At 63.8% G+C, this 21,065-nt stretch carries 22 protein-coding genes; 11 read left to right on the top strand and 11 right to left on the bottom strand.

From position 1 onward, the window contains the following. The first annotated feature begins 35 nt into the window (after positions 1-35). From HNQ71_RS11135 to HNQ71_RS11120, 4 genes are all read left to right on the top strand, one after another. Positions 36-731: an ABC transporter ATP-binding protein gene (locus HNQ71_RS11135; RefSeq protein WP_184872628.1), complete on the top strand. Its 696-nt coding sequence runs from the start codon at positions 36-38 to the stop codon at positions 729-731. After that, positions 731-3,280 carry an ABC transporter permease gene (locus HNQ71_RS11130; protein ID WP_184872627.1) on the top strand — a complete coding sequence of 850 codons (2,550 nt, stop codon included), beginning with the start codon at positions 731-733 and terminating at the stop codon, positions 3,278-3,280. Before HNQ71_RS11135 ends, HNQ71_RS11130 begins: the two co-directional genes overlap by 1 nt. A gap of 283 nt (positions 3,281-3,563) precedes the next feature. Continuing rightward, on the top strand, positions 3,564-4,343 hold the full coding sequence (locus tag HNQ71_RS11125) for a Bax inhibitor-1/YccA family protein (protein ID WP_184872626.1): 780 nt from the start codon (positions 3,564-3,566) through the stop codon (positions 4,341-4,343). A gap of 110 nt (positions 4,344-4,453) precedes the next feature. Continuing rightward, positions 4,454-5,023 (top strand): GNAT family N-acetyltransferase, encoded by a 570-nt coding sequence (locus tag HNQ71_RS11120; protein ID WP_184872625.1) that lies wholly within the window; start codon positions 4,454-4,456, stop codon positions 5,021-5,023. Between the two features lie 4 nt (positions 5,024-5,027). On the opposite strand, the gene HNQ71_RS11115 is transcribed toward HNQ71_RS11120, so the two are convergent. Together HNQ71_RS11115 and HNQ71_RS11110 are read right to left on the bottom strand one after the other, a co-directional pair. After that, a complete protein-coding gene (locus HNQ71_RS11115; protein ID WP_095084393.1) occupies positions 5,028-5,414 on the bottom strand; it encodes a DUF2794 domain-containing protein in 387 nt (128 codons plus the stop codon). A gap of 664 nt (positions 5,415-6,078) precedes the next feature. After that, positions 6,079-6,864, bottom strand: coding sequence for a DUF1223 domain-containing protein (locus HNQ71_RS11110; RefSeq protein ID WP_184872624.1), 786 nt, complete (start codon positions 6,862-6,864; stop codon positions 6,079-6,081). A 194-nt stretch (positions 6,865-7,058) separates the two neighbouring features. Between HNQ71_RS11110 and HNQ71_RS11105 the strand changes: the two genes are divergently transcribed. Next, positions 7,059-7,721 carry a ceramidase domain-containing protein gene (locus tag HNQ71_RS11105; RefSeq protein ID WP_184872623.1) on the top strand — a complete coding sequence of 221 codons (663 nt, stop codon included), beginning with the start codon at positions 7,059-7,061 and terminating at the stop codon, positions 7,719-7,721. Between the two features lie 101 nt (positions 7,722-7,822). On the opposite strand, the gene acnA is transcribed toward HNQ71_RS11105, so the two are convergent. Continuing rightward, on the bottom strand, positions 7,823-10,513 hold the full coding sequence (gene acnA, locus HNQ71_RS11100; RefSeq protein ID WP_184872622.1) for an aconitate hydratase AcnA: 2,691 nt from the start codon (positions 10,511-10,513) through the stop codon (positions 7,823-7,825). Positions 10,514-10,794: 281 nt separating this feature from the next. Between acnA and ccmA the strand changes: the two genes are divergently transcribed. The 4 genes from ccmA (at position 10,795) to HNQ71_RS11080 (ending at position 13,067) form a co-directional block, all read left to right on the top strand. Next, positions 10,795-11,475 (top strand): heme ABC exporter ATP-binding protein CcmA, encoded by a 681-nt coding sequence (gene ccmA / locus HNQ71_RS11095; protein WP_184872621.1) that lies wholly within the window; start codon positions 10,795-10,797, stop codon positions 11,473-11,475. Between the two features lie 61 nt (positions 11,476-11,536). Continuing rightward, positions 11,537-12,202, top strand: coding sequence for a heme exporter protein CcmB (gene ccmB / locus HNQ71_RS11090; RefSeq protein ID WP_184872620.1), 666 nt, complete (start codon positions 11,537-11,539; stop codon positions 12,200-12,202). A gap of 125 nt (positions 12,203-12,327) precedes the next feature. Beyond that, positions 12,328-12,495 carry a heme exporter protein CcmD gene (gene ccmD / locus HNQ71_RS11085; protein WP_095083995.1) on the top strand — a complete coding sequence of 56 codons (168 nt, stop codon included), beginning with the start codon at positions 12,328-12,330 and terminating at the stop codon, positions 12,493-12,495. Next, positions 12,492-13,067 (top strand): DsbE family thiol:disulfide interchange protein, encoded by a 576-nt coding sequence (locus HNQ71_RS11080; protein WP_184872619.1) that lies wholly within the window; start codon positions 12,492-12,494, stop codon positions 13,065-13,067. Before ccmD ends, HNQ71_RS11080 begins: the two co-directional genes overlap by 4 nt. A gap of 159 nt (positions 13,068-13,226) precedes the next feature. On the opposite strand, the gene HNQ71_RS11075 is transcribed toward HNQ71_RS11080, so the two are convergent. Then, positions 13,227-13,394: a hypothetical protein gene (locus HNQ71_RS11075; protein ID WP_095083997.1), complete on the bottom strand. Its 168-nt coding sequence runs from the start codon at positions 13,392-13,394 to the stop codon at positions 13,227-13,229. A 386-nt stretch (positions 13,395-13,780) separates the two neighbouring features. Here HNQ71_RS11075 and HNQ71_RS11070 point away from each other — a divergent pair, with 386 nt between their 5' ends. Together HNQ71_RS11070 and HNQ71_RS11065 are read left to right on the top strand one after the other, a co-directional pair. Next, positions 13,781-14,701, top strand: a complete 921-nt coding sequence (locus tag HNQ71_RS11070) for an SMP-30/gluconolactonase/LRE family protein (RefSeq protein WP_184872618.1) — start codon at positions 13,781-13,783, stop codon at positions 14,699-14,701. Positions 14,702-14,734: 33 nt separating this feature from the next. Then, complete coding sequence (locus HNQ71_RS11065) at positions 14,735-14,944, top strand: tautomerase family protein (protein ID WP_095083999.1); 210 nt, start codon at positions 14,735-14,737, stop codon at positions 14,942-14,944. 2 nt (positions 14,945-14,946) lie between these two features. Here HNQ71_RS11065 and HNQ71_RS11060 read toward each other — a convergent pair whose 3' ends face one another. The 7 genes from HNQ71_RS11060 to HNQ71_RS11030 all read right to left on the bottom strand — a co-directional run bounded on the left by HNQ71_RS11060 (position 14,947) and on the right by HNQ71_RS11030 (position 21,019). Then, positions 14,947-15,477 (bottom strand): NADPH-dependent FMN reductase, encoded by a 531-nt coding sequence (locus HNQ71_RS11060; protein ID WP_184872617.1) that lies wholly within the window; start codon positions 15,475-15,477, stop codon positions 14,947-14,949. 39 nt (positions 15,478-15,516) lie between these two features. After that, positions 15,517-16,137, bottom strand: coding sequence for a pyridoxamine 5'-phosphate oxidase family protein (locus HNQ71_RS11055; RefSeq protein WP_184872616.1), 621 nt, complete (start codon positions 16,135-16,137; stop codon positions 15,517-15,519). A 64-nt stretch (positions 16,138-16,201) separates the two neighbouring features. Next, the gene (locus HNQ71_RS11050) at positions 16,202-16,876 is read right to left on the bottom strand and encodes a septation protein A (protein ID WP_184872615.1); all 675 of its coding nucleotides are present in this window, start codon (positions 16,874-16,876) and stop codon (positions 16,202-16,204) included. A 61-nt stretch (positions 16,877-16,937) separates the two neighbouring features. Further along, positions 16,938-18,596 (bottom strand): signal recognition particle-docking protein FtsY, encoded by a 1,659-nt coding sequence (gene ftsY, locus HNQ71_RS11045; protein WP_184872614.1) that lies wholly within the window; start codon positions 18,594-18,596, stop codon positions 16,938-16,940. Positions 18,597-18,608: 12 nt separating this feature from the next. After that, positions 18,609-19,901, bottom strand: a complete 1,293-nt coding sequence (mtaB, locus tag HNQ71_RS11040) for a tRNA (N(6)-L-threonylcarbamoyladenosine(37)-C(2))-methylthiotransferase MtaB (protein ID WP_184872613.1) — start codon at positions 19,899-19,901, stop codon at positions 18,609-18,611. Then, positions 19,901-20,785, bottom strand: coding sequence for a diaminopimelate epimerase (gene dapF, locus HNQ71_RS11035; RefSeq protein WP_184872612.1), 885 nt, complete (start codon positions 20,783-20,785; stop codon positions 19,901-19,903). Before dapF ends, mtaB begins: the two co-directional genes overlap by 1 nt. Positions 20,786-20,857: 72 nt before the next feature. Then, entirely contained in the window at positions 20,858-21,019 is a 162-nt protein-coding gene (locus HNQ71_RS11030) for a DUF1328 family protein (protein WP_184872611.1), read from the bottom strand. Positions 21,020-21,065 lie beyond the last annotated feature (46 nt).

Genomic DNA, 21,065 nt, shown 5'->3' with positions numbered 1-21,065 from the left:
AGAGCCCTCATCCCTTGATATAGGACGCTTTCATTTTGACAGAAGCCGTCATCGCGCTGAAAGACGTATCGCTGACACTTGGCGAAGGGGCGTCCTCCGTGCACGTGCTCAAGGGCGTCAGCCTCGATGTGGCGGCCGGCGAGGCGACCGGCATCGTCGGTCCTTCGGGCTCGGGCAAGTCGACATTGCTTATGGTGCTGGCAGGCCTTGAAAGGGTCGATTCGGGTACGGTCCGAATCGCCGGCGTGCTGCTCAATGGCAAAACCGAGGACCAGATTGCCTCGTTTCGCGGCCGAAACATTGGCATCGTCTTCCAGTCCTTCCATCTCATTCCCAACATGACGGCGCTCGAAAATGTCGCGGTGCCGCTGGAGCTCGCCGGCCATGCCGATCCGTTTTCGGTCGCGGCGCGCGAACTGGCGGCCGTGGGCCTGAGCGATCGCGTCACCCATTATCCCGGCGAATTGTCGGGCGGCGAGCAGCAGCGCGTGGCGATCGCCCGGGCGCTGGCGCCGTCGCCGCGCATTCTCATTGCCGACGAGCCGACCGGCAATCTCGACCAGGTGACGGGGCGTCAGGTCGCCGACCTTTTGTTTGCCAAAGCGGCCGAGCGCGGCATGACGCTGGTGCTGGTCACCCATGATCCGACATTGGCTGCTCGCTGCTCGCGCCAGGTTTCGATGCGATCGGGCCGGATCGAGGCGCCGGCACCCGTCAAGGTGACGGCCTGATGCCGCTGTCGCGGACGCTGAAGCTTGCGGTCCGCTTTTCGCTGCGTGAAATGCGCGGCGGCCTGTCCGGCTTCATGATCTTCCTTGCCTGCATCGCGCTCGGCGTCGCGGCCATCGGCGGCGTCAACTCGGTGGCGCGTTCGATCACCGCCGGTGTCGCCAATCAGGGCCAGACGCTGCTTGGCGGCGATCTCCGCTTCCAGATCAACCAACGCGACGCCAGCCAGGCCGAGCGTGGCTTCCTTGACGGGCTGGGGGTCGTTTCGCGCACCGCCAGCATGCGCTCGATGGCGCGTCTCGCCGACGGAACCGACCAGGCGCTGGTCGAGGCCAAGGCGGTCGACCACGCCTATCCGCTCTATGGCGCGCTGGAAACCGAGCCGGCGCTGTCGAAGCAGGAACTGTTCGGCGAAGAGTTCGGCGTTTTCGGCGCCGCAGCACCCGATCTGCTGTTCGAACGGTTGCATCTGCAGATCGGCGACCGGCTGAAGCTCGGCACTGCCACCTTCGAACTGCGCGCCAGGCTGGTCACCGAGCCGGATGCGGTGTCCGACGGTTTCGGCTTTGCGCCGCGACTGATGATCTCGACCGACGGGCTGGCGGCCACCGGGCTGATCCAGCCGGGCAGCCTGGTCGAAAACGCCTACAGGATCCGGCTGCCCGCCGATGCCGATGAGGCGCGGCTGAAAGCCATCCAGGATCAGGCGGCCAAGGATTTTCCGCAGGCCGGCTGGTCGATCCGCACGCGCAGCAATGCTGCCCCGGCGCTGTCGTCCAACATCGAGCGCTTCTCGCAATTCCTGACGCTGGTCGGGCTGACAGCGCTGGTGGTCGGTGGTGTCGGCGTCGCCAATGCGGTCCGCGCCTATCTCGACGGCAAGCGCGGCGTCATCGCCACCTTCAAGAGCCTGGGCGCTTCTGGCGGCTTCGTCTTTGCCGTCTATCTGGTGCAGATCCTGATCATCGCCGCCCTGGGCATCGTGCTTGGCCTCGTGCTCGGGGCGCTGATGCCGTTCGCCGCCGGTGCCGCCCTCCATCAGGTCATTCCGGTGCCGGCGGAAGGCGGCTTCTATCCCGGTGCACTCGGCATGGCGGCGCTGTTCGGCCTTTTGGTGACGCTGGCCTTCGCGCTGCTGCCGCTCGGCCGCGCCCGCGATGTGCCGGCGACCGCGCTGTTTCGCGAGATGGGCCTCGAAGGCCGCGGCTTTCCCCGCCCTGCCTATGTCGCGGCCGCCGTCGGCATCGCGCTGCTGCTGGCGGCGCTGGCTATCCTGTTTTCCGGCGATCGCCGCATCGCCTCGATCTTCGTCGGCGCCACCATCTTCGCTTTCCTGGTGCTGCGCCTGGTCGGCGCACTGGTGCAGTGGGCGGCCTGGAAGAGCCCGCACGTGCGCTTCGTGGCGCTGCGGCTCGCCGTCGGCAACATCCACCGGCCCGGCGCCTTGACGCCATCGGTGGTGCTGTCGCTGGGGCTTGGCCTGACACTGCTGGTGACGCTGGCGCTGATCGACGGCAACCTGCGGCAACAGATCTCGGGCAGCCTGCCGGAGCGGGCGCCGAACTTCTTCTTTGTCGATATCCAGAGCAGCGATGTCGATGCGTTCTCCGCGCTGATCGGCAAGCAGGCACCGCAGGGGACGCTGGCCAAGGTGCCGATGCTGCGCGGCCGGGTGATGGCGCTCAACGGCGTCGATGTCGACAAGGTCACGGTGCCGGCGGAAGGCGCCTGGGTGCTGAAAGGCGATCGTGGCCTGACCTATGATGCCAGGCAGCCCGACACCGCGACGCTGACTGAGGGCAGCTGGTGGCCGGACAATTATGCCGGCGAGCCGCTGGTCTCGTTCTCGGCCGTGGAAGGCAAGGAGATCGGGCTGAAGCTTGGGGATACCATCACCGTCAATGTGCTCGGCCGCAACGTGTCGGCGAAGATCGCCAATTTCCGCCAGGTCGAATGGGAGACCATGGGCATCAACTTCGTCATGGTGTTCTCGCCCAACACATTCGCAGGGGCGCCGCATGGCTGGATGGCGACGCTGACCGAAAAGACGGCCTCGACGGCCGACGACGCGCGCATCCTCAATGCGGTCACCCGCGCCTTCCCGGCGGTGACCACGGTCCGGGTCAAGGATGCGCTCGACGTCGTCAACCGGCTGGTCGGGCAGCTCGGCACGGCAATCCGGGCCGCCGCCGGCGTGGCGCTGATCGCTTCGGTGCTGGTGCTGGCCGGCGCACTTGCCGCCGGCAACCGGGCGCGCATCCATGACGCGGTGGTGCTGAAGACGCTGGGCGCGACACGCACGACGCTGATTGCCGCCTTCTCGCTCGAATACATGCTGATCGGGCTCGCCACCGCAATCTTCGCCCTGGCGGCAGGTGCTGCGGCGGCCTGGTTCGTCGTCGCGCGCATCATGACATTGCCATCGCATTTCATGCCCGAGGTCGCGGTGGCGACCATTGTGTTTTCGCTCGTCATCACGGTCGGCATCGGTCTCGCCGGCACCTGGCGGGTGCTCGGCCACAAGGCCGCGCCGGTGCTGCGCAACCTCTGATTATTCTCCGGTCGCAAGTCTGGCGCAAACCGCTGCAGGCTTTGGAATTGCTCTGAATTCCGCCGGCGGGGGATCGAGATTTGGTTAAATCGGAGTAATGTTGCGCCGCCAAAGGCCGGAAAACCGCATCGTGGGTGCCTCACGAAGCATTACACCTGGTTACGGTCTTGTTCTTGACGCGAATAACCATCATATTTCGCCATAGGCATGCTGGAGCCCCGCCAGCGGCGCCTGGGTCCGGTGGACCTGACACCCGACGGGGCAGAAGCAATAGAGGACTCCCATGGCTGAACCCATTCGCAACTATCAGACGCGCGCCGTGCCCGGCGCCGGCGTTGATGCAGGCATCGATCAGGGCCTGCGCGCCTACATGATCAAGGTCTACAATCTGATGGGGCTTGGCCTCCTCATCACCGGTCTTGCCGCGGTCGGCACGATCATGCTGGCCACCACCACCGATCCGGCCTCGGCTGTCGCAACGCTGCCGAGCGGCCAGATGCTGACCTCCTTCGGCTACGCGATCTTCGGCTCGCCGCTGCGCTGGGTGGTGATTTTTGCGCCGCTGGCCGCCGTACTGTTCCTGTCGTTCCGCGTCCAGTCGATGAGCGTTGCGGCGGCACAGACGACGTTCTGGGTCTATGCCGGCCTTGTCGGCCTGTCGCTGTCGTCGATCTTCCTGGTCTACACCACGGCCAGTATTTCGCAGACCTTCTTCGCCACCGCCGCGGCCTTCGGCGCGCTGTCGCTCTACGGCTACACCACCAAGCGCGACCTGACCGCCTTCGGCTCGTTCCTGATCATGGGCGTGTTCGGCATCATCATCGCGTCGGTGATCAACATCTTCCTGCACTCGTCGGCGCTTTCCTTCGCCGTCTCGGCGCTTGGCGTGCTGATCTTCTCGGGCCTGACCGCCTATGACACGCAGAAGATCAAGGAGATGTATTTCGAGGGCGACGCTTCGGATGTCGCCGGCCGCAAGGCGATCATGGGCGCGCTGACGCTCTACCTCGACTTCATCAACCTGTTCATGTTCCTGCTGCAGTTCATGGGCGACCGCCGCTAGTTAGCAGCGACGCTTGGACCATTGAGTTCCAGAGGGCGGCCCAACGGCCGCCCTTTTCTTTTGTGGCGGGCTTTGCTGTTATTGCGGCAGAATAACGGCGTGCATAAATAATGAGCAGTATCATTCTTCGGCCCGCAACGGCTGCCGACATCGACCGGATCACGGAAATCTATGCCGACGCGGTCACCCAAGGCACCGCGAGTTATGAGCTGGAGCCACCCAGCCGCGCCGAGATGGGCGAGCGATTCGACACTTTGATGGCTGGCGGCTTTCCCTATCTGGTGGCAGAAAAGGACGGCGCCGTGCTCGGCTATGCCTATGCCGGCGCTTTCAGGCCGCGCCCGGCCTACCGCTTCATCGTCGAGGATTCGGTCTATGTGGCGCCCGAGGCCAAGGGCCAGGGGGTCGGGCTGTTGCTCATGCAAAGCCTGATCGAGTCCTGTCGGGCGGCGGGCTTCCGTCAGGTCATCGCGGTGATCGGCGACGGGCGGCCGGACAGCGCCTCGGTGCGGCTGCACGAAAAGCTCGGCTTTCGCCATTCGGGACGCCTCGAAGGCTCCGGCTACAAGCACGGGCGCTGGCTGGATACGGTGTTCATGCAGCTCCCGCTGAATGGCGGGGCGCTCGCTCCACCCGATCCCGATTCGCTGCCGGAACGAAAATTCCGCCAGCAAAAATAAGCGGTTAGGCCTCGACGAGCTTCAGCTTGCTGTCGAAGATGCCAAGCACGCGGCCGAGCTCCTGGCCGCGCTTAAGGATGCGGCCGCCGGCGGCAATGACGGCAAAAGCGCCCTGCTTGCGTGCCAGTTTCGGGTCCTTGACGATCTGGAACAGCGGCACTTCGCTGGTGCGGCGGAACACGGAAAACACCGCCCTGTCGGTGAGATGATCGATGGCGTAGTCTCGCCATTCGTTGGCGGCGACCATGCGACCGTAGAGCCTCAGGATCTGGTCCAGTTCACGCCGGTCGAACCGGACCGGCTGATCGAGGCGCTCAGGTCGCGCCTCGTGCAGCGGGATCAATATTGCGGATGCGTCAACATCCCCCGTCCCGCCGCTGTCGTCAGTCATGCCTCGATCCTTCAAAATGAATCTTTGCCAACCAAAGTTGGCGCGTTCGCAGCTGAATTGCAAGACCCGGCGAAGCAGGGCGGAGGCGCGCTGTTTCTGCAACGTCCAGTCACTTTTATGAAACGCCTTGTTGGAATTGGTGATGCTTCGCCACATTCTCGCCATTTTTTATCCGCGCTCATGCCCCAATGTCCGACGAGTTTACCCGCGTTGCCTGAGACGGTTCGGTCCGGCACCGGCTCGTAAACCCCAAGCCCCCCGCCCACGGGTCTGCGTCGGATCGAACCAACCTCGGTCTTTCTTCGGAAGGATCGGGTGCGACGATCCCAAAACCTAAATGACCGACGTCAGAAGCAAGCTGACGTCGGTTTTTTGTTTTTGGGGCGGAGCGCGGGACCGTTCTAGAACGTGTCGCGTTGAAATGACCTTGAGTTTGGCCGGCTCAACTATTTCATTGCTATCGTCTGGTTTCGTCGGCGCCGCCCCTCATTGCCCTGCCGGGCATTTCTCCCGTATGGCGAAGGGGAGAAAGACACCCATCACCGATGATTTCGCCAAATTGCCGGCGTGGAATGGCACCGAGGTTGCGGGCAGCCCTCTTCTCCCCGTCACTATACGGGGAGAAGGTGCCGGCAGGCGGATGAGGGGCGGCGCGACGTTCCGTTCAAGGCTTGTGAATGAAGGCGGCGCCCAGAATGGGGCCGGGCAGGCCATCCCTGCCGACTGACTGCAGCAGCACGGCGCAGCCGCCCTTCTTGGAGATCTCGCTCATCGGCAATTCGTAGCGCTGCGCCTTGCCGTGCCACATGCCGGCGGTCTGGATGCCCGAGACCGCGTTCCAGTAGGTCAGCTTGCGGCCGGTGTTCTCACCCTGGCCGATCTTGACCGTCTGCGGCGGGTCGAAATAGACGATGACGACATGGGCATCGCTGGGACCGTTTCCGGCATCGCCGGCGTCGATCATAACGCGGTCGCTGGTCCGGCTGACCTTGACGGCGACCCGCATGCCCTGGCCGCTCTTGGCCATGCGGGCCAGCGCGCCATCGACATCGACGCGGCTGGCGCCGTTGACATGGACGCGGCCGTTGATGACGGCCTGCGGCGTGTAGACGGAGCGGCTGCCGAAGGCGCGCATGTAGTCATTTTGCCGCTCGGTGTTCTCCTTGCGGCTCAGCGTGTCCTGCCAGCCGAGATAATCCCAATAGTCGACATGGTAGGCGAGGGCGACGATGTCTTCCTTGGCGGCAAGCTCGGCGAACAACGCATCGGCCGGCGGACAGGAATTGCAGCCCTGGCTGGTGAACAGCTCGACCACGCCCAACGGCCTATCTATCTGAGGTTTGTCGGCCTGCGTCTTGGCGGGCTCGGCGGATTGGCCGGTGCCGGCAGCCGCTGAGAAGGCCAGCGCAAGGGCCGCCAGCCACAATGTTTTTCGCGAGGCCATGGTCATTCCGATTCCCGCCGGTGGCGCCGGCTTTATTGTCGTTGCTGGAATATGTGGCAGAACCGGAAGTCAACGGGAAGTCACGTTGCGGTGAAATTTTTGCCGTTGCAACCGACCGCAGCGGCGCAATAGGAGAAGGGCTCGCAGTTCAGGGTAGAAACCGATTCGGGCGGCAATCACGATGTGGCAAACTCTTTTCGGTGCCGATCGATCTCTATTGCGAGCGAACCGGGCCGGAACTCTGGTCCGAGCCGGTCAATGCCCTGACAAACCTTGCCTTCATCGCGGCCGGCCTCTGGGGTGTGCGCGAGGTGCGAAGGCTGCGCACCGGCACCTTCGCCGAGGTGCTGGCCTGGTGGGTGGTGGCAATCGGCATCGGCTCGACGATCTTCCATACCTTCGCCACAAGGGGCACGGTCTGGGCCGACGTGCTGCCGATCGCCGGCTTTACGCTGGCTTATACGCTGTTCAACCTGCGCCGCTTCTTCGGCATGCAATGGGGCAAGGCGATCGCCATCTTCGTCGCCTTCTACTTGGTTGCCGGGCTGCTGACGCTGGCGGTGCCGGACTGGCTGCGCCAGGCCTCGAACGGCACGACGGGCTACCTGCCGCCGTTCCTGGCGCTCGCCTTCTTCGGCATATTGGTGGCGGCCAGCGGCAATCGCGCCGGCTGGTACAATCTGGCGGGATCGGCGATCTTCGTCGTGTCCGTCATCTGCCGGATGGTCGACCCGCTGGTCTGCGCCGGCTTCCCGCTCGGCACGCATTTCCTCTGGCACATCCTCAACGGACTGATGCTCGGCGTGCTGCTGGCCGCAGCGGCGCGCTTCGGAGCGCCGAAAATTACAGGAATAGGGGAATAGGGGAATAGGGGAATAGGGGAATAGGGGAATAGGGGAATAGGGGAATAGGGGAATAGGTCTTCCCCTTCCCTACTCCCTTACTGCCCTACTCCCTCACTCCCCTAAGCTGCCAGATCGCGCAGCACGTATTGCAGGATGCCGCCGTTCTTGAAGTAGTCGAGCTCGTCCAGCGTATCGATGCGGCAGATGATCGGCACGTTCTCCACCGTGCCGTCGCCATAGGTGATTTTGGCGGTCATCGTCTGGCGCGGCTTGATGGTGCTCAGCCCGTCGATCTCGACCAGCTCGTCGCCTTTCAGGTTGAGCGACGCCCAGGACGTGCCGTCCTCGAAGACGAAGGGGATGACACCCATGCCGACCAGGTTCGAGCGATGGATGCGCTCGAAGGACTGGGCGATGACGGCGCGCACGCCGAGCAGATTGGTGCCCTTGGCCGCCCAGTCGCGCGAAGAGCCGTTGCCGTATTCGACACCGGCGAAGATCACCAGCGGCACGCCTTCCTTCTTGTATCCCATGGCCGCGTCGTAGATCGATTCCTCTTCCTTCGACGGGTAGTGGATGGTGTAGCCGCCTTCGCGGCCATTCTCGCCCAACATGTGGTTGCGGATGCGGATATTGGCGAAGGTGCCGCGCATCATCACCTCATGGTTGCCGCGACGCGTGCCGTACTGGTTGAAGTCGGCGACGCCGACGCCATGGTCGGTGAGATATTTGCCGGCCGGCGAGGCCGCCTTGATCGAACCGGCCGGCGAGATGTGGTCGGTGGTGATCTTGTCGCCGAACAGGCCGAGCACGCGAGCGGCCTTGATGTCGCCGATCTTGCCGAAACCAGCGGTCATGCCGGCGAAATAAGGCGGGTTCTGCACATAGGTCGAGTTGTCGTCCCAGGTGTAGGTCTGGCCTTCCGGCGCCTCGACGTTCTGCCAGTATTCGTCGCCCTTGAAGACGTCGGCATATTTGCGGGCGAACAGCTCGCGGGTGACGTTCTTCTCGATGAACTCCTGGATCTCGGCCGAGCTCGGCCAGATATCCTTGAGGTAGACCGGATTGCCGTTCTTGTCCTCGCCGAGCGGCTCGGTGGTGAGGTCCTTGGTGACGGTGCCGGCCAGCGCGTGCGCGACGACCAGCGGCGGCGAGGCGAGATAGTTCGCCTGCACGTCGGGCGAGACGCGGCCTTCGAAGTTGCGGTTGCCGGACAGGACCGCGGCAGCAATCAGGCCTTTTTCATTGATGGTCTTCGAGATCGGCGCCGGCAGCGGGCCGGAATTGCCGATGCAGGTGGTGCAGCCGAAGCCGACCAGGTTGAAGCCGATCTGGTCGAGCTCCTTCTGCAGGCCTGACTTTTCCAGATATTCAGCGACCACCTGGCTGCCGGGCGCCAGCGAGGTCTTGACCCACGGCTTCTGCTTCAAACCGAGGCGGTTGGCGTTGCGGGCCAGCAAGCCGGCGCCGATCAGCACGCTCGGGTTCGAGGTGTTGGTGCAGGAGGTGATGGCGGCGATGACGACGTCGCCATGGCCGAGATCGTGGTCGGTGCCTTCGACGGCGTAGCGCTTGTGGATCTCGGCGGCCTTCTTGTATTCGGTCTCCATCGCCTTGGCGAAGCCTTCCGGAATGCCTTCCAGCGCGACGCGGCCTTCGGGCCGCTTGGGGCCGGCCATCGACGGCACGACGGAACCAAGTTCCAACTCGAGCAGGTCGGTGAACACCGGGTCGGCCGAACCAGTGTCGCGCCACAGGCCTTGCGCCTTTGAATAGGCCTCGACCAATGCGATGCGATCCTCGCTGCGGCCGGACATTGTGAGATAGCGGATGGTTTCGCTGTCGACCGGGAAGAAGCCGCAGGTGGCGCCGTATTCGGGCGCCATGTTGCCGATGGTGGCGCGGTCGGCCAGCGTCATGTTGGACAGGCCCGGGCCGAAGAACTCGACGAACTTACCGACGACGCCCTTCTTGCGCAGCATCTGGGTGACGGTGAGCACGAGGTCGGTGGCGGTGACGCCTTCCTTCAGTCTGCCGGTGAGGCGGAAGCCGATGACCTCGGGCAACAGCATGGAGACAGGCTGGCCGAGCATGGCCGCCTCGGCCTCGATTCCGCCGACGCCCCAGCCGAGCACGCCAAGGCCGTTGATCATCGTGGTGTGCGAATCGGTGCCGACGCAGGTATCGGGATAGGCGGTGGTTTCGCCGTCCTCGGTATTCGTCCACACCACCTGGCCGAGATATTCGAGGTTGACCTGATGGCAGATACCGGTGCCAGGCGGCACGACGCGGAAGTTGCGGAATGCCTGCTGGCCCCATTTCAGGAACTTGTAGCGCTCCTCGTTGCGCTCGTATTCGAGCTCGACATTGCGGGCGAAGGCCAGCGGCGTGCCGAATTCATCGACGATGACGGAATGGTCGATGACGAGGTCGACGGGAACCAGCGGGTTGATCTTCTGCGGATCGCCGCCGAGCGAGGCCATCGCGTCGCGCATGGCGGCAAGGTCGACTACGGCCGGAACGCCGGTGAAATCCTGCATCAAGACGCGAGCCGGGCGGTAGGCGATCTCGACGCCGGCGGTGCCCTTGTCGGTCAGCCAGCCGGCGACCGCCTGGATTGATTCCTTGGTGACGGAGCGCCCGTCCTCGTTGCGCAGCAGGTTCTCCAGCAGCACCTTCATCGAATAGGGCAGCTGGGCAATGCCCGTGAGGCCGTTCTTCTCGGCCTCGATGAGATCGAAATAGACATACTCGGTACCGCTTGCGGTCAGCGTGCGGCGGCAATTGAAACTGTCGAGAGATTTTGACACGTGCGATCCTTGTCTGTTCAGCCTGAAAGGGAACGGACGCCGATGGCATGCAATCACGCGCAAAGGTGCGGGTACGGCCATTTCCGCTGTCCGTTCCCAAGCAACCCGAGCCGTTCAAGGCGGCGCGTGCGCTGGTTCGGCGCTAATTCTGTTCCCGCGCCGACCGCTGGCACGGATGCACCGCATATAGAGAATTTTCTGGAATAGTTCTAGACAGTTGCAAAGCAAATTTGTGCGATGCGGCAGCTGCCGCGACACTTAGTTTTCAGGGCAGGCGAGGGATGCGGCTGATCGCCGAAAATCTGGGCGGCGAACGCGGCGGCGACACGGTGTTTTCCAGCATCGGCTTTGTCCTGGAGGACGGGCAGGCGCTGCTCGTCACCGGGCCCAATGGTTCCGGCAAATCGACCTTGCTGCGGGTCATCGCCGGGCTGCTGCCGGTGGCCGAAGGCAGCGTGCGGATCGAAGGCGTTGCGAAGATTGAAGACGGGGGCGAGGCATTTCCGTCTATCGCGTCGGCCTGTCATTACCTTGGTCACCAGAACGCAATGAAGCCGGTGCTCAGCGTGGCGGAAAATCTGCGCTTCTGGCGCGACTTCAATGGCGATGGACACGCCGACGTCGAAGAGGCGCTGGAAACCGTCGGGTTGGGCGGCATCGGCCACCTGCCCTTCGGTTATCTCTCGACCGGGCAACGGCGGCGCGCGGCGATCGCCAAGCTTCTGGTCAGTCGCCGGCCGCTATGGCTGCTCGACGAGCCGACGGCGGGACTGGACAAGGCCTCGGAGGGGGGATTTGCGCAGCTGATGGGGAAGCATTGTGCGGAGGGTGGGATCATCGTTGCGGCGACGCATTTGCCGCTGGGGTTGGATGGGGCGAAGGAATTGAGGATGGGAGCCTCACCCTCCCCCTTGTGGGGAGGGTCGATCCGCGAAGCGGAGCGGGGTGGGGGTCTCGAATGACGCCTGCCGCTCCCCCACCCCGGCGCTGCGCGCCGACCCTCCCCACAAGGGGGAGGGTAAGATGCTAGCCCTGTTCCTGCGCGACATCCGCCTGAACATCCGTGCCGGCGGCGGGGCGCTGACTGGCGTCATCTTCTTCCTCGCCGTCATCGCCACCATCCCATTTGGCGTCGGGCCAGATCTCAAGCTGCTTGCCCGCATCGGGCCGGCGATCCTGTGGATCGGTGCGCTGCTCTCTTGCCTGCTTGGCCTCGACCGGCTGTTCCAGGCCGATCGCGAGGATGGCTCGCTCGATCTGCTGGTGCTCGGCAACGATCGCCACATGCTGGCCTTGACGGTGCTGACCAAATGCCTGGCACATTGGGCGGGCAGCGTGCTGCCGCTGGTGGTCGCCGCGCCCTTGCTCGGCCTGTTCATGAACATGGAGCCGCTCAGCATCGGCGCCACGGCGCTGACGCTGCTGGTCGGCACGCCGGCGATCACCTTCATCGGTGCGGCCGGTGCGGCGGTGGCAGTGGCGCTGCCGCGTGGCGGGCTGCTGATCTCGGTGCTGGTGCTGCCGCTGACCATCCCGGTGCTGATCTTCGGCGTTTCGGCGAGCTATGGCGCGACGGCCAATCCTGATCCGTTTCTGCAGCCCTTCCTCATTCTTGCCGCGCTGACCTTGTTTCTTGCGGTGCTGGGCCCGGTCTCGGCAGCGCTGGCGCTTCGTCATGGAACGGATTGAGGTGACATCAAAGGCTGCGGCGCGGCGCCCGATTGCGAAGCCGATGGTGCGGGGCTAAGGGAAGGCATGTTCGAATTGGGCGACACGACCGGTTTGGAAAGCGGCACCTTGGCGGGGCCTGCCGCATGAGCGCGCACGCCCTCTACGTGACCGCCGCCTATACGATCACCGCCGTGGTGCTGGCCGGGCTGGTCGGCTGGATCCTGCTCGACCAGCGGGCGCGCAAGCGCGAGCTCGCCGAACTGGAAGCGTCAGGCGTGCGGCGGCGTTCCGACAAGGGTGCCAAGCCATGAGCACAGAGACGGAAACGCCGACCCGCAGTCGCCGCCTGTTCGTGATTTTGCCGCTGCTGGTCTTCCTCGGCCTGGCCGGACTGTTCCTGGCGCAGCTGTTGTCGGGGCGCGATGTTTCGGAAGTGCCGTCGGCCTTGATCGGCCTGCCGGCGCCGCAGACCAACCTGGAGGCACTGGAGGGCATCAACCTGCCCGGGCTCGATTCGAAATCCTTCGCCGGCAAGGTCACGCTGGTCAACGTCTTTGCGTCATGGTGCGCGCCGTGCCGCGAAGAGCATCCGGTGCTGCTGGCATTGGCGCAGGACAAGCGTTTCGTGATGGCGGCGCTGAACTACAAGGACCAACCGGAAAACGCCCGCCGGTTCCTCGGCGATCTCGGCAATCCGTTCCAGGCGATAGGGGTCGACGAAGCCGGCCGCACCGCGATCGACTGGGGCGTCTATGGCGTGCCAGAAACCTTCGTCATCGGCAAGGATGGCAAGATCGCCTACAAGTATGTCGGCCCGCTGACGGCCGAGGCGGCGCGGATGGTGTTGTTGCCGCAGATCGACAAGGCACTGGCGGCGCATTGATATTCAGGTGATGCCTGCCTGCAAAACGGCGGCTTCCTGTGCTCCGGGGCTCACGTACCCAAAAGTACGCTCCGCTCCGGTTCTCGGAACCCACCAATCTCGGCTCGGCCTGACCTGAATCTCAACGCGCCTGGGCGGCGCCGAGCAATGGACCTGAGATCAGCCGTAGATCTGCTTGTGGACCTGGTAAAGCATTTCCGAACGGTCGGCGCGCATGTCGGCCAGATCGCGGCTGGAAAAGCTGTCGATTTCGGCGACGAGGCGGTTGTAGTGCTTGCGCTTGGCAATGCTGGTGCGAGCGCGGGTCATGAGATCGTTGAAGATCATAGCAAGGTTCCTTCTGTGCCGCGTTTCTGGCGGCCGGTTGTTCCTCCCTTGATCGATACGAAGCATGACATAGTAGTGATGCATTGCAAAAAGAAGATGTTGCAATGCACCATTGCACGCAGCGCATAGCCGGTTAACCGGCTCTTACCGACAGTTCTGATGAGGTTGCATCGCTTCCTGCCTGCCTTGAGACGTCAAGATACGGTGAAGCCTCATCATCGATCTTGCCAGATCGATTTCCGGCTGGCTTGATCGCGCCTGCAGCGCCGCGTCCTTCCGGATGTACAAAGTACGCTGTAGCACTTTCATTTTGCGCATGATCCTTTCCGAAATCTGAATCGGTTTTTAGGGATCATGCGCCCGACCTGAATGCCGGGAGAAAAAGCATGGCCGCCGCAGATTATTACGAAATTCTTGATCCGCGTTTCGCGCGGCTGTTCAATTCCAACGCGCAAGTGGAAAAGCTGTTCACTGGATGCCAATGGGCGGAAGGGCCGGCCTGGTTCGCCGCCGGTCGCTACGTCGTCTGGTCCGACATCCCCAACAACCGCATGCTGCGCTACGACGAGACCGACGGCAATGTCAGCGTCTTCCGTCAGCCCTCCGGGAATTCCAACGGCAACACCGTCGACCGGCAGGGCCGGCTGGTGTCCTGCGAGCATTCGGGCCGCCGCGTCAGCCGCACCGAGTTCGACGGCTCGGTCACCACCATTGCCACCAAATGGCGCGGCAAGCGGCTGAACTCGCCCAACGATGCGGTGGTCAAGTCGGATGGCTCGATCTGGTTCACCGATCCGAGCTACGGCATCGACACCGACTATGAGGGCGACAAGGCCGAAAGCGAGATCGGCGCCTGCTACGTCTACCGGGTCGACCCCGGCACCGGCGAAGTCGAGGCCGTCATCACGGACATGGTCAGGCCCAACGGCCTTGCCTTCTCGGTTGACGAGAGCAAGCTCTATGTCGCCGACACCGGCCGCACGCATGGCGCGCAGGATCCTGCCCATATACGGGTGTTCAATGTCGGCAAGGGCGGCAAGAAGGTGTCGGGCGAAAAGGTCTTCGCCGACTGCACGGCCGGCCTGTTCGACGGCTTCAGGCTCGATGAGGACGGCCGCATCTGGACCAGTGCGGCCGACGGCATCCACTGCTACGATCCGGACGGGACGCTGATCGGCAAGGTCAAGGTGCCGGAGGTGACCGCCAATTGCGTGTTCGGCGGCAACAAGCGGAATTGCCTCTATATAGCCGGCACCACCTCACTCTACATGGTGCGGCTGATGGTCAACGGTGCCAAAACGTACTGAGCTGCCGTCAACAAGATCGAAGGGGAGGAAATCATGCCATTCGTCAACATCCGCATCGTCAAGGAAGTGATCGCCGCCGATCCGGCGGGCAAGAAGGCGGACATAGCCAAGAAAGTCACGGCCGCCATCATGGACGCCACCGGCCTCAGCAATGACGATGTCTGGGTGGTCTTCGAGGAGGTCAACGCCCGCGACTGGTATGTCGGCAAGACCGATGTGGAGACACTGAGAAGCAAGAAGTAGCCTCAGCGGCTGGCGATGAAGTCCGCGAAAGCGGACAGCGCATTGTGCATAGCCAGCCGGTTGTCCGGCTCAGCCAGGATGGTCTCCACCTCCGGCGGTTTCTTGCCGAGCAGGGCAATCTCCAGCGTATCTTCGCAAAGCGCAAACGACATCGTGCGCATGATCTCGGTCAGCGCGGCGCGGGCAAACAGCGAACGCGGCGAGGCGTGCACCAGCATCGCGGGCTTTTCGACAGCGGCGTCGCGCGACACCAGCCAGTCGAGGGCGTTCTTCAGCCCGCCCGGCACGCCATGGGCATATTCCGGACAGGAGACGATGACGCCGTCGGCTTGAGTGACCGCGCCGATCAGTTCGGATGCCTCGAGCGACGTCCGCTCGCCCTCATCGTCGGGATTGAAGATCGGCAGGCGACCAAGCCGGTCATAGACTGTGACGCGACAGCCGGGCGGAGCATTCCGCGCCAGGGCCGTGATCAGCGCGGAATTGGTGGAGGCCGCCCGCAGGCTGCCGGAGATGGCAAGGATTTTCTGCAAGGGTCGGAACCAGTCAGGACGAATCGTGGTCCCAAAATCCTACCACATGGTCTGTTTGTAGGCGTCGTCCAGCCAGCGGTCGGTCGCCTCGGCCGAATCGGCCACCGCCAGCTGGTCGTGCAGAATCTGGCCGAGCGTTGGAAGCGTCGCGCGATCGTACCAGGTTTCCGGCTTCCAAAGATTCGAGCGCATGAAGGCCTTTGCGCAATGCATGTAGGCGGCCTTGACAGAGACCACGACGATGCTTTGCGGTTCCTTGCCGTCGACGGCGAGCCGTTCGCGCAAGGTCGCGTCGACGGTGACGCGCGCCTCGCCGTTGACGCGCAGCGTCTCGTTCATGCCGGGAATGAGGAACAGCAGCCCGACCGACGGGTTGAGGAGGATGTTTTCCAGCGTATCCAGCCGGTTGTTGCCGGGCCGGTCGGGGATGGCGATCGTCCTGTCGTCGAGAACGGCGGCGAAGCCGGGCCTGTCACCCTTCGGCGTCACATCGGCATTGCCGGCGCCGTCGGACGAGCCGATCAGCACGAAAGGGCTCTTGCCGATGAAGGAGCGGCAATGGCCGTCGAGCGCCTTCAATTCCTTGCGGATCGAGCCATCGGTCGGTCGCGGCGTCTTGTAGATCGTCCTCAGTTCATCGCGCGTGGTGACGAATTCCATGGCCCTCTCCCCAGAGCTTTGTTTGACGCAATCCAATGAAGTTATGCGCTTTCCTGGAATTGCTCTATTTGCCCGCCTTCTCTTCCTTCCCGGCCTTGTCCTCGAGCGAATGGCGCAGGATCAGCGGCATCTGGCTGAAGGTGAACAGGAGCGTGATCGGCATGATGCCCCAGACCTTGAAGGTAACCCAGGCGTCGGTGGAGAAATTCCGCCACACCACTTCATTGGCAAGGGCCAGGAACAGGAAGAAGAGGCCCCAGCGGAAGGTCAATTTCCTCCAGCCCTCGGCGTCGAGGCTGAAGGCCGAATCGAAGACATAGCCGAGCAGCGACTTGCCGAAGTAGAGGCCGCCGAGCAGCACGCCGCCGAACAGCGTGTTGACGATGGTCGGCTTCATCTTGATGAAGATGTCGTCCTGCAGATAGAGCGTCAGCGCGCCGAAGATGAAGACGACGACGCCGGACACCATCGGCATGATCGGCAAGGTGCGCATCAGAAGCCATGAGGCGATGAGCGCGATTGCCGTGGCGGCCATGAACAGGCCGGTGGCGACGAAGATCGGCCCGCCGAATTCGGCCAGGACAGGGAATTTCCCCACCAGCCACTCGCCGCGCGCATTGGCGAAGAAGAACACCATCAACGGCCCCAGCTCCAGCACCAGCTTGAGCAGCGGATTGACGCCTTCCTTCTTCTGCTTTTGCGGATCGGACGGATCGCGTTCGAGAATGGGTGGGTTCATAGGTTTTCTTTCTTACGCACAATCTGATCCAAAAAGCCTGCAGCTTTTTGGGATATGCTTGTCAGGCAACTCCAGCGATCGCCCTGGCGAATTCGCTTGCTGAAAAAGGTTCGAGGTCGTCGACCTGTTCGCCGACGCCGATGAAATAGACCGGCAATTTATGCTTTGCCGCGATCGCCACCAGAATACCGCCACGCGCCGTGCCGTCCAGCTTGGTCATCACCAGGCCGTTGACGCCGGCGACATTGCGGAAGATCTCGACCTGGTTGAGCGCGTTCTGGCCGGTGGTGGCGTCGACCGTCTGCAACACGGTGTGCGGTGCTTCCGGGTCTAGCTTGCCCAGCACGCGCACGATCTTTTCGAGTTCGGCCATCAGTTCGGTCTTGTTCTGCAGGCGGCCGGCGGTGTCGATGATCAGCACGTCGGAGCCTGCTTCCTTGGCCTTCTCGAAGGCGTCATAGGCCAGCCCCGCGGCATCGGCGCCGAGCTTGGAGGCGATGACCGGCGATTTCGTCCGCTCGCCCCAGATCTTCAATTGCTCGATCGCGGCGGCGCGGAACGTGTCGCCGGCGGCGAGCATCACCGACAGGCCGCCATCGGTCAGCTTGGCCGCCAGCTTTCCGATGGTGGTGGTCTTGCCGGTGCCGTTGACGCCGACCACCAGGATGACATGCGGCTTGTGCGAGAGATCGAGCTCCAGCGGCATGGCGACGTGGCTCAGCACCTTTTCCACCTCGGCCGCCATGATGGCGCGAACCTCGGTGTCCGAGACATCCTTGCCGTAGCGGCTGGCAGCCAGCGCGTCGGTGACGCGCAGGGCGGTCTCCATGCCGAGGTCGGCGCGGATCAGCACGTCCTCCAGGTCCTGCAGGGTCTCTTCGTCCAGCTTGCGCTTGGTGAAGACGCCGGCGATGTTGCCGGTGAGTTCGCGCGACGAACGCGCAAGCCCGTCCCTCATGCGCTGGAACCATGAACGCCTCGGCGCCGGTTCCGGCGCTTTCTGCGGCTCGGCCTTCTGCTCGACCTTCTTGGCGACGGTCACCTTGCCGGGAGCGGGAAGAGGTTTTGGCGCAGGTTGCGGCACGGCCTGCGGTTCGGGCGCGATCTCGGCGCGCACCGGTTGCTGCTCGATCGGAGCCGGCTGGCGAATGGGGGGCGAAATCTCGGCCGGCGGGATTTCGGGTGCCGGCGTTTCGGCTGGAGCCTCGACCGGTGGCGCCGGCACTTCAACAGGCACAGGCTCCGGCTGTATCTGCGGTTGCGGTGGGACGATTTCCGGCCGCTCCGGCGCCGGAATTTCCGGCGGCTCCGGTTCGGGAATCGGCTCTGGCACCACAGGCGCGGCCGGGATTTCCTCCGGCGCCGGCTCCTCGATGGGCGCTTCCGGTTCAACCGGCTGCGGCTCTTCGACCGGGGCAGGCTCAGGCTGGATTTCCGGTTCTGGCGGAATGATCGGCGCCGGCTCGGGCGCCGGTTGCTCGACGGGCGACGGTTCCGGCGCGGGAATTACCTCCGGCTCGACCGTCGGCGTCGGCGCAGTTTCCACCTCGGCCTGCGGCTCGTCGCGCTTCAGAAATTCCGGAACGACCTGTTCGGCCGCCGGCTTCAGCGCATCGAGCGCTTCCCATTTGATCGGCGGCAGCGGGGCGGTCTCGTCGACGCGCTCATCGACCACTTCCTTCTGGCCGAACGAAAATATCTTCTTGAAAAAACCAGCCATGCTTTGCGTTTCTCAGGCGGCGCGGGCGGCAAGGGGCGCGGCGATCAGCCTGGTACCATCGTGGCCGGTGATATCGGCCTCGACGATCTCGCCCGGCACGCCTGTACCAAGTGCGGCAAGGGTAAAACCTTCGGTGCGGCCGAGGCCGTCACGCTCGATCAGGATCGACTGGCGGGTTCCGGAAAGCGACGACAGATGGCGCCGGTACGCAGCTTCACCGGCGGCACGCAGCCGGGCGGCGCGCTGCTTGACCAATTCGCGCCGTACCTGCGGCATGCGCGCGGCAGGCGTGCCTTCGCGTGGACTGAACGGGAAGACATGCAGATGCGTCAGTCCGCATTCCTCGACGATCTTTTCCGAGTTTTCGAACATGTGATCCGTTTCGGTCGGAAAGCCGGCGATGATATCGGCGCCGAAGACGATGCCGGGGCGCAATTTGCGCACATCCTCGCAGAAGCGGATCGACTGATCGCGCAAATGCCGGCGCTTCATGCGCTTCAGGATCATGTCGTCGCCGGACTGCAGCGACAGATGCAAATGCGGCATCAGCCGCGGCTCGGTGGCGATGGCGTCGAGCAAATCGTCGTCGGCCTCGATCGAATCGATGGACGACAGCCGCAGCCGCTTTACATCGGGCACCTGCCTGAGGATTGTTTTTACAAGCTTGCCGAGCTTCGGGGCGCCCGGCAGGTCGGAGCCAAAACTGGTCATGTCGACGCCGGTCAGCACGATCTCGGCATAGCCATTGCCGGCCAGGCGCTTGACCTGCTCAACCACGGCGCCCATCGGCACCGAGCGCGAATTGCCACGGCCGTAGGGAATGATGCAGAAGGTGCAGCGGTGGTCGCAGCCGTTCTGCACCTGGACGAAGGCGCGCGCTCTGCCCTCGATGGCGTCGACCATATGGCCGGCGGTCTCGCGCACCGAAAAGATGTCGTTGACGCGTGCCTTCTCGGTGTCGTTGACGCCGAAATCCGGCAGTGCGCGATAGGAGTTCGCCCTCAGCTTCTCCTCATTGCCAAGCACGAGGTCGACCTCGTCCATGGTGGCGAAATTCTGCGGTTCGGTCTGGGCGGCGCAGCCGGTGACGATGATGCGCGCTGCGGGGTTGTCACGGCGCGCCTTGCGGATCGCCTGCTTGGCCTGGCGCACCGCCTCGCCGGTCACGGCGCAGGTGTTGAAGATCACGGCGCCGCCTTCGAGCGCGCCAAGGCCGGCGCTTTCCGCCTCGCGCCGCATCACCTCGGACTCATAGGTGTTCAACCGGCAGCCGAAGGTGACGACATCGATACCCTGGGAGGCCATCAGGCCGCGCTTTCGGTGTCGCGGGCCCAGGCGCCGGTCGACGGATCAAAGCTGCCGGAGAATTCCCATTCAGCGGCACCGGTGAGGATGACGTGGTCATTTTCAAGCCATTCGACATGCAGCGAGCCGCCGCCGGGCGTCATCAGGCTGACGCTGCGGCCGGTCCGGTTGGTGCGGGCCGCCGCCACGACCGATGCGCATGCGGCCGAGCCGCAGGCCTTGGTCAGGCCGGCGCCGCGCTCCCAGGTGCGGATGACCATGGTGTCGGGTGAGGTGACCTCGGCGATGGTGATGTTGGCGCGCTCGGGAAACATCGGATGGTTCTCGAGCAGCGGCCCGAAGCGGTCGAGTTCATAGGACCAGACGTCTCGGTCGACCCAGAAGATGGCGTGCGGGTTGCCCATGGAGACGACCGAGGGCGAATGCAGCACCGGCGCGTCGATCGGGCCGATCTGCAGCTCGATCATGCGCGTATCGTGGAATTCCTCGGCCAACGGAATATCCTGCCAGCCGAAACGCGGTCTGCCCATGTCGACCGAGATCGACCCATCGGCATGTTCGCGTGCGTTGAGGATGCCGGCGACGGTCTCGAAGGTGAAGACCTTCTGGCCGGTCTCGGCGGCCAGCGCCTGGACGACGCAGCGCATGCCGTTGCCGCAGGCCTGCGCCTTGGAGCCATCGGAATTCAAGATGTCGATGAAAAAGGCGGTGCCCGGCGTCCTAGTGTCGTGGATCGCCATGATCTGGTCGAACCTTGTCGCGGCATCGGCGTTCAGCGCGATTGCCGCTGCCGGCGTCACCCGATCGGCACGGCTACGCATGTCGGCAACGATGATCTCGTTGCCGATGCCGTTCATCTTGGCGAAAGGGGCAGTGCTGGCCATTGCTCCGCGAATTCCGTGTCCGTTTGGCGCTATATGGCGGAAACGAGCAGGAATTACCAGTGCGCAGCAGGGTTACGTCACCGCGAAGATGCCGAGCATCACCAGCAGGAAGATGACCAGAACAATGCCGATGAGGATGCGCGCGCCGGTGGCGGCGGCTCCTGCCAGCGCCGGCATGCCGAGCAGGCTCGCCGCCGCGGCGACGATCAGCAGAATGATGATCCATTTGATCATGGAGAGGCTCCCAGCCAAATTGCGTTGGGGAAGCAACTCGTTTCAG

This window comes from Mesorhizobium sangaii, from assembly GCF_014207355.1.
GTDB lineage: Bacteria > Pseudomonadota > Alphaproteobacteria > Rhizobiales > Rhizobiaceae > Mesorhizobium > Mesorhizobium sangaii.
The sequence above is the reverse complement of the archived record's forward strand: the minus strand, read 5'-3'. Positions and strand labels throughout refer to the sequence as shown.

Coding starts and splice junctions, on each gene's coding strand:
- HNQ71_RS11130 (WP_184872627.1), top strand. CDS start 731: ATGCCGCTGTCGCGGACGCTGAAGCTTGCGGTCCGCTTTTCGCTGCGT.
- HNQ71_RS11125 (WP_184872626.1), top strand. CDS start 3,564: ATGGCTGAACCCATTCGCAACTATCAGACGCGCGCCGTGCCCGGCGCC.
- HNQ71_RS11120 (WP_184872625.1), top strand. CDS start 4,454: ATGAGCAGTATCATTCTTCGGCCCGCAACGGCTGCCGACATCGACCGG.
- HNQ71_RS11115 (WP_095084393.1), bottom strand. CDS start 5,414: ATGACTGACGACAGCGGCGGGACGGGGGATGTTGACGCATCCGCAATA.
- HNQ71_RS11110 (WP_184872624.1), bottom strand. CDS start 6,864: ATGACCATGGCCTCGCGAAAAACATTGTGGCTGGCGGCCCTTGCGCTG.
- ccmA (WP_184872621.1), top strand. CDS start 10,795: ATGCGGCTGATCGCCGAAAATCTGGGCGGCGAACGCGGCGGCGACACG.
- ccmB (WP_184872620.1), top strand. CDS start 11,537: ATGCTAGCCCTGTTCCTGCGCGACATCCGCCTGAACATCCGTGCCGGC.
- ccmD (WP_095083995.1), top strand. CDS start 12,328: ATGAGCGCGCACGCCCTCTACGTGACCGCCGCCTATACGATCACCGCC.
- HNQ71_RS11080 (WP_184872619.1), top strand. CDS start 12,492: ATGAGCACAGAGACGGAAACGCCGACCCGCAGTCGCCGCCTGTTCGTG.
- HNQ71_RS11075 (WP_095083997.1), bottom strand. CDS start 13,394: ATGATCTTCAACGATCTCATGACCCGCGCTCGCACCAGCATTGCCAAG.
- HNQ71_RS11070 (WP_184872618.1), top strand. CDS start 13,781: ATGGCCGCCGCAGATTATTACGAAATTCTTGATCCGCGTTTCGCGCGG.
- HNQ71_RS11065 (WP_095083999.1), top strand. CDS start 14,735: ATGCCATTCGTCAACATCCGCATCGTCAAGGAAGTGATCGCCGCCGAT.
- HNQ71_RS11055 (WP_184872616.1), bottom strand. CDS start 16,137: ATGGAATTCGTCACCACGCGCGATGAACTGAGGACGATCTACAAGACG.
- HNQ71_RS11050 (WP_184872615.1), bottom strand. CDS start 16,876: ATGAACCCACCCATTCTCGAACGCGATCCGTCCGATCCGCAAAAGCAG.
- ftsY (WP_184872614.1), bottom strand. CDS start 18,596: ATGGCTGGTTTTTTCAAGAAGATATTTTCGTTCGGCCAGAAGGAAGTG.
- mtaB (WP_184872613.1), bottom strand. CDS start 19,901: ATGGCCTCCCAGGGTATCGATGTCGTCACCTTCGGCTGCCGGTTGAAC.
- dapF (WP_184872612.1), bottom strand. CDS start 20,785: ATGGCCAGCACTGCCCCTTTCGCCAAGATGAACGGCATCGGCAACGAG.
- HNQ71_RS11030 (WP_184872611.1), bottom strand. CDS start 21,019: ATGATCAAATGGATCATCATTCTGCTGATCGTCGCCGCGGCGGCGAGC.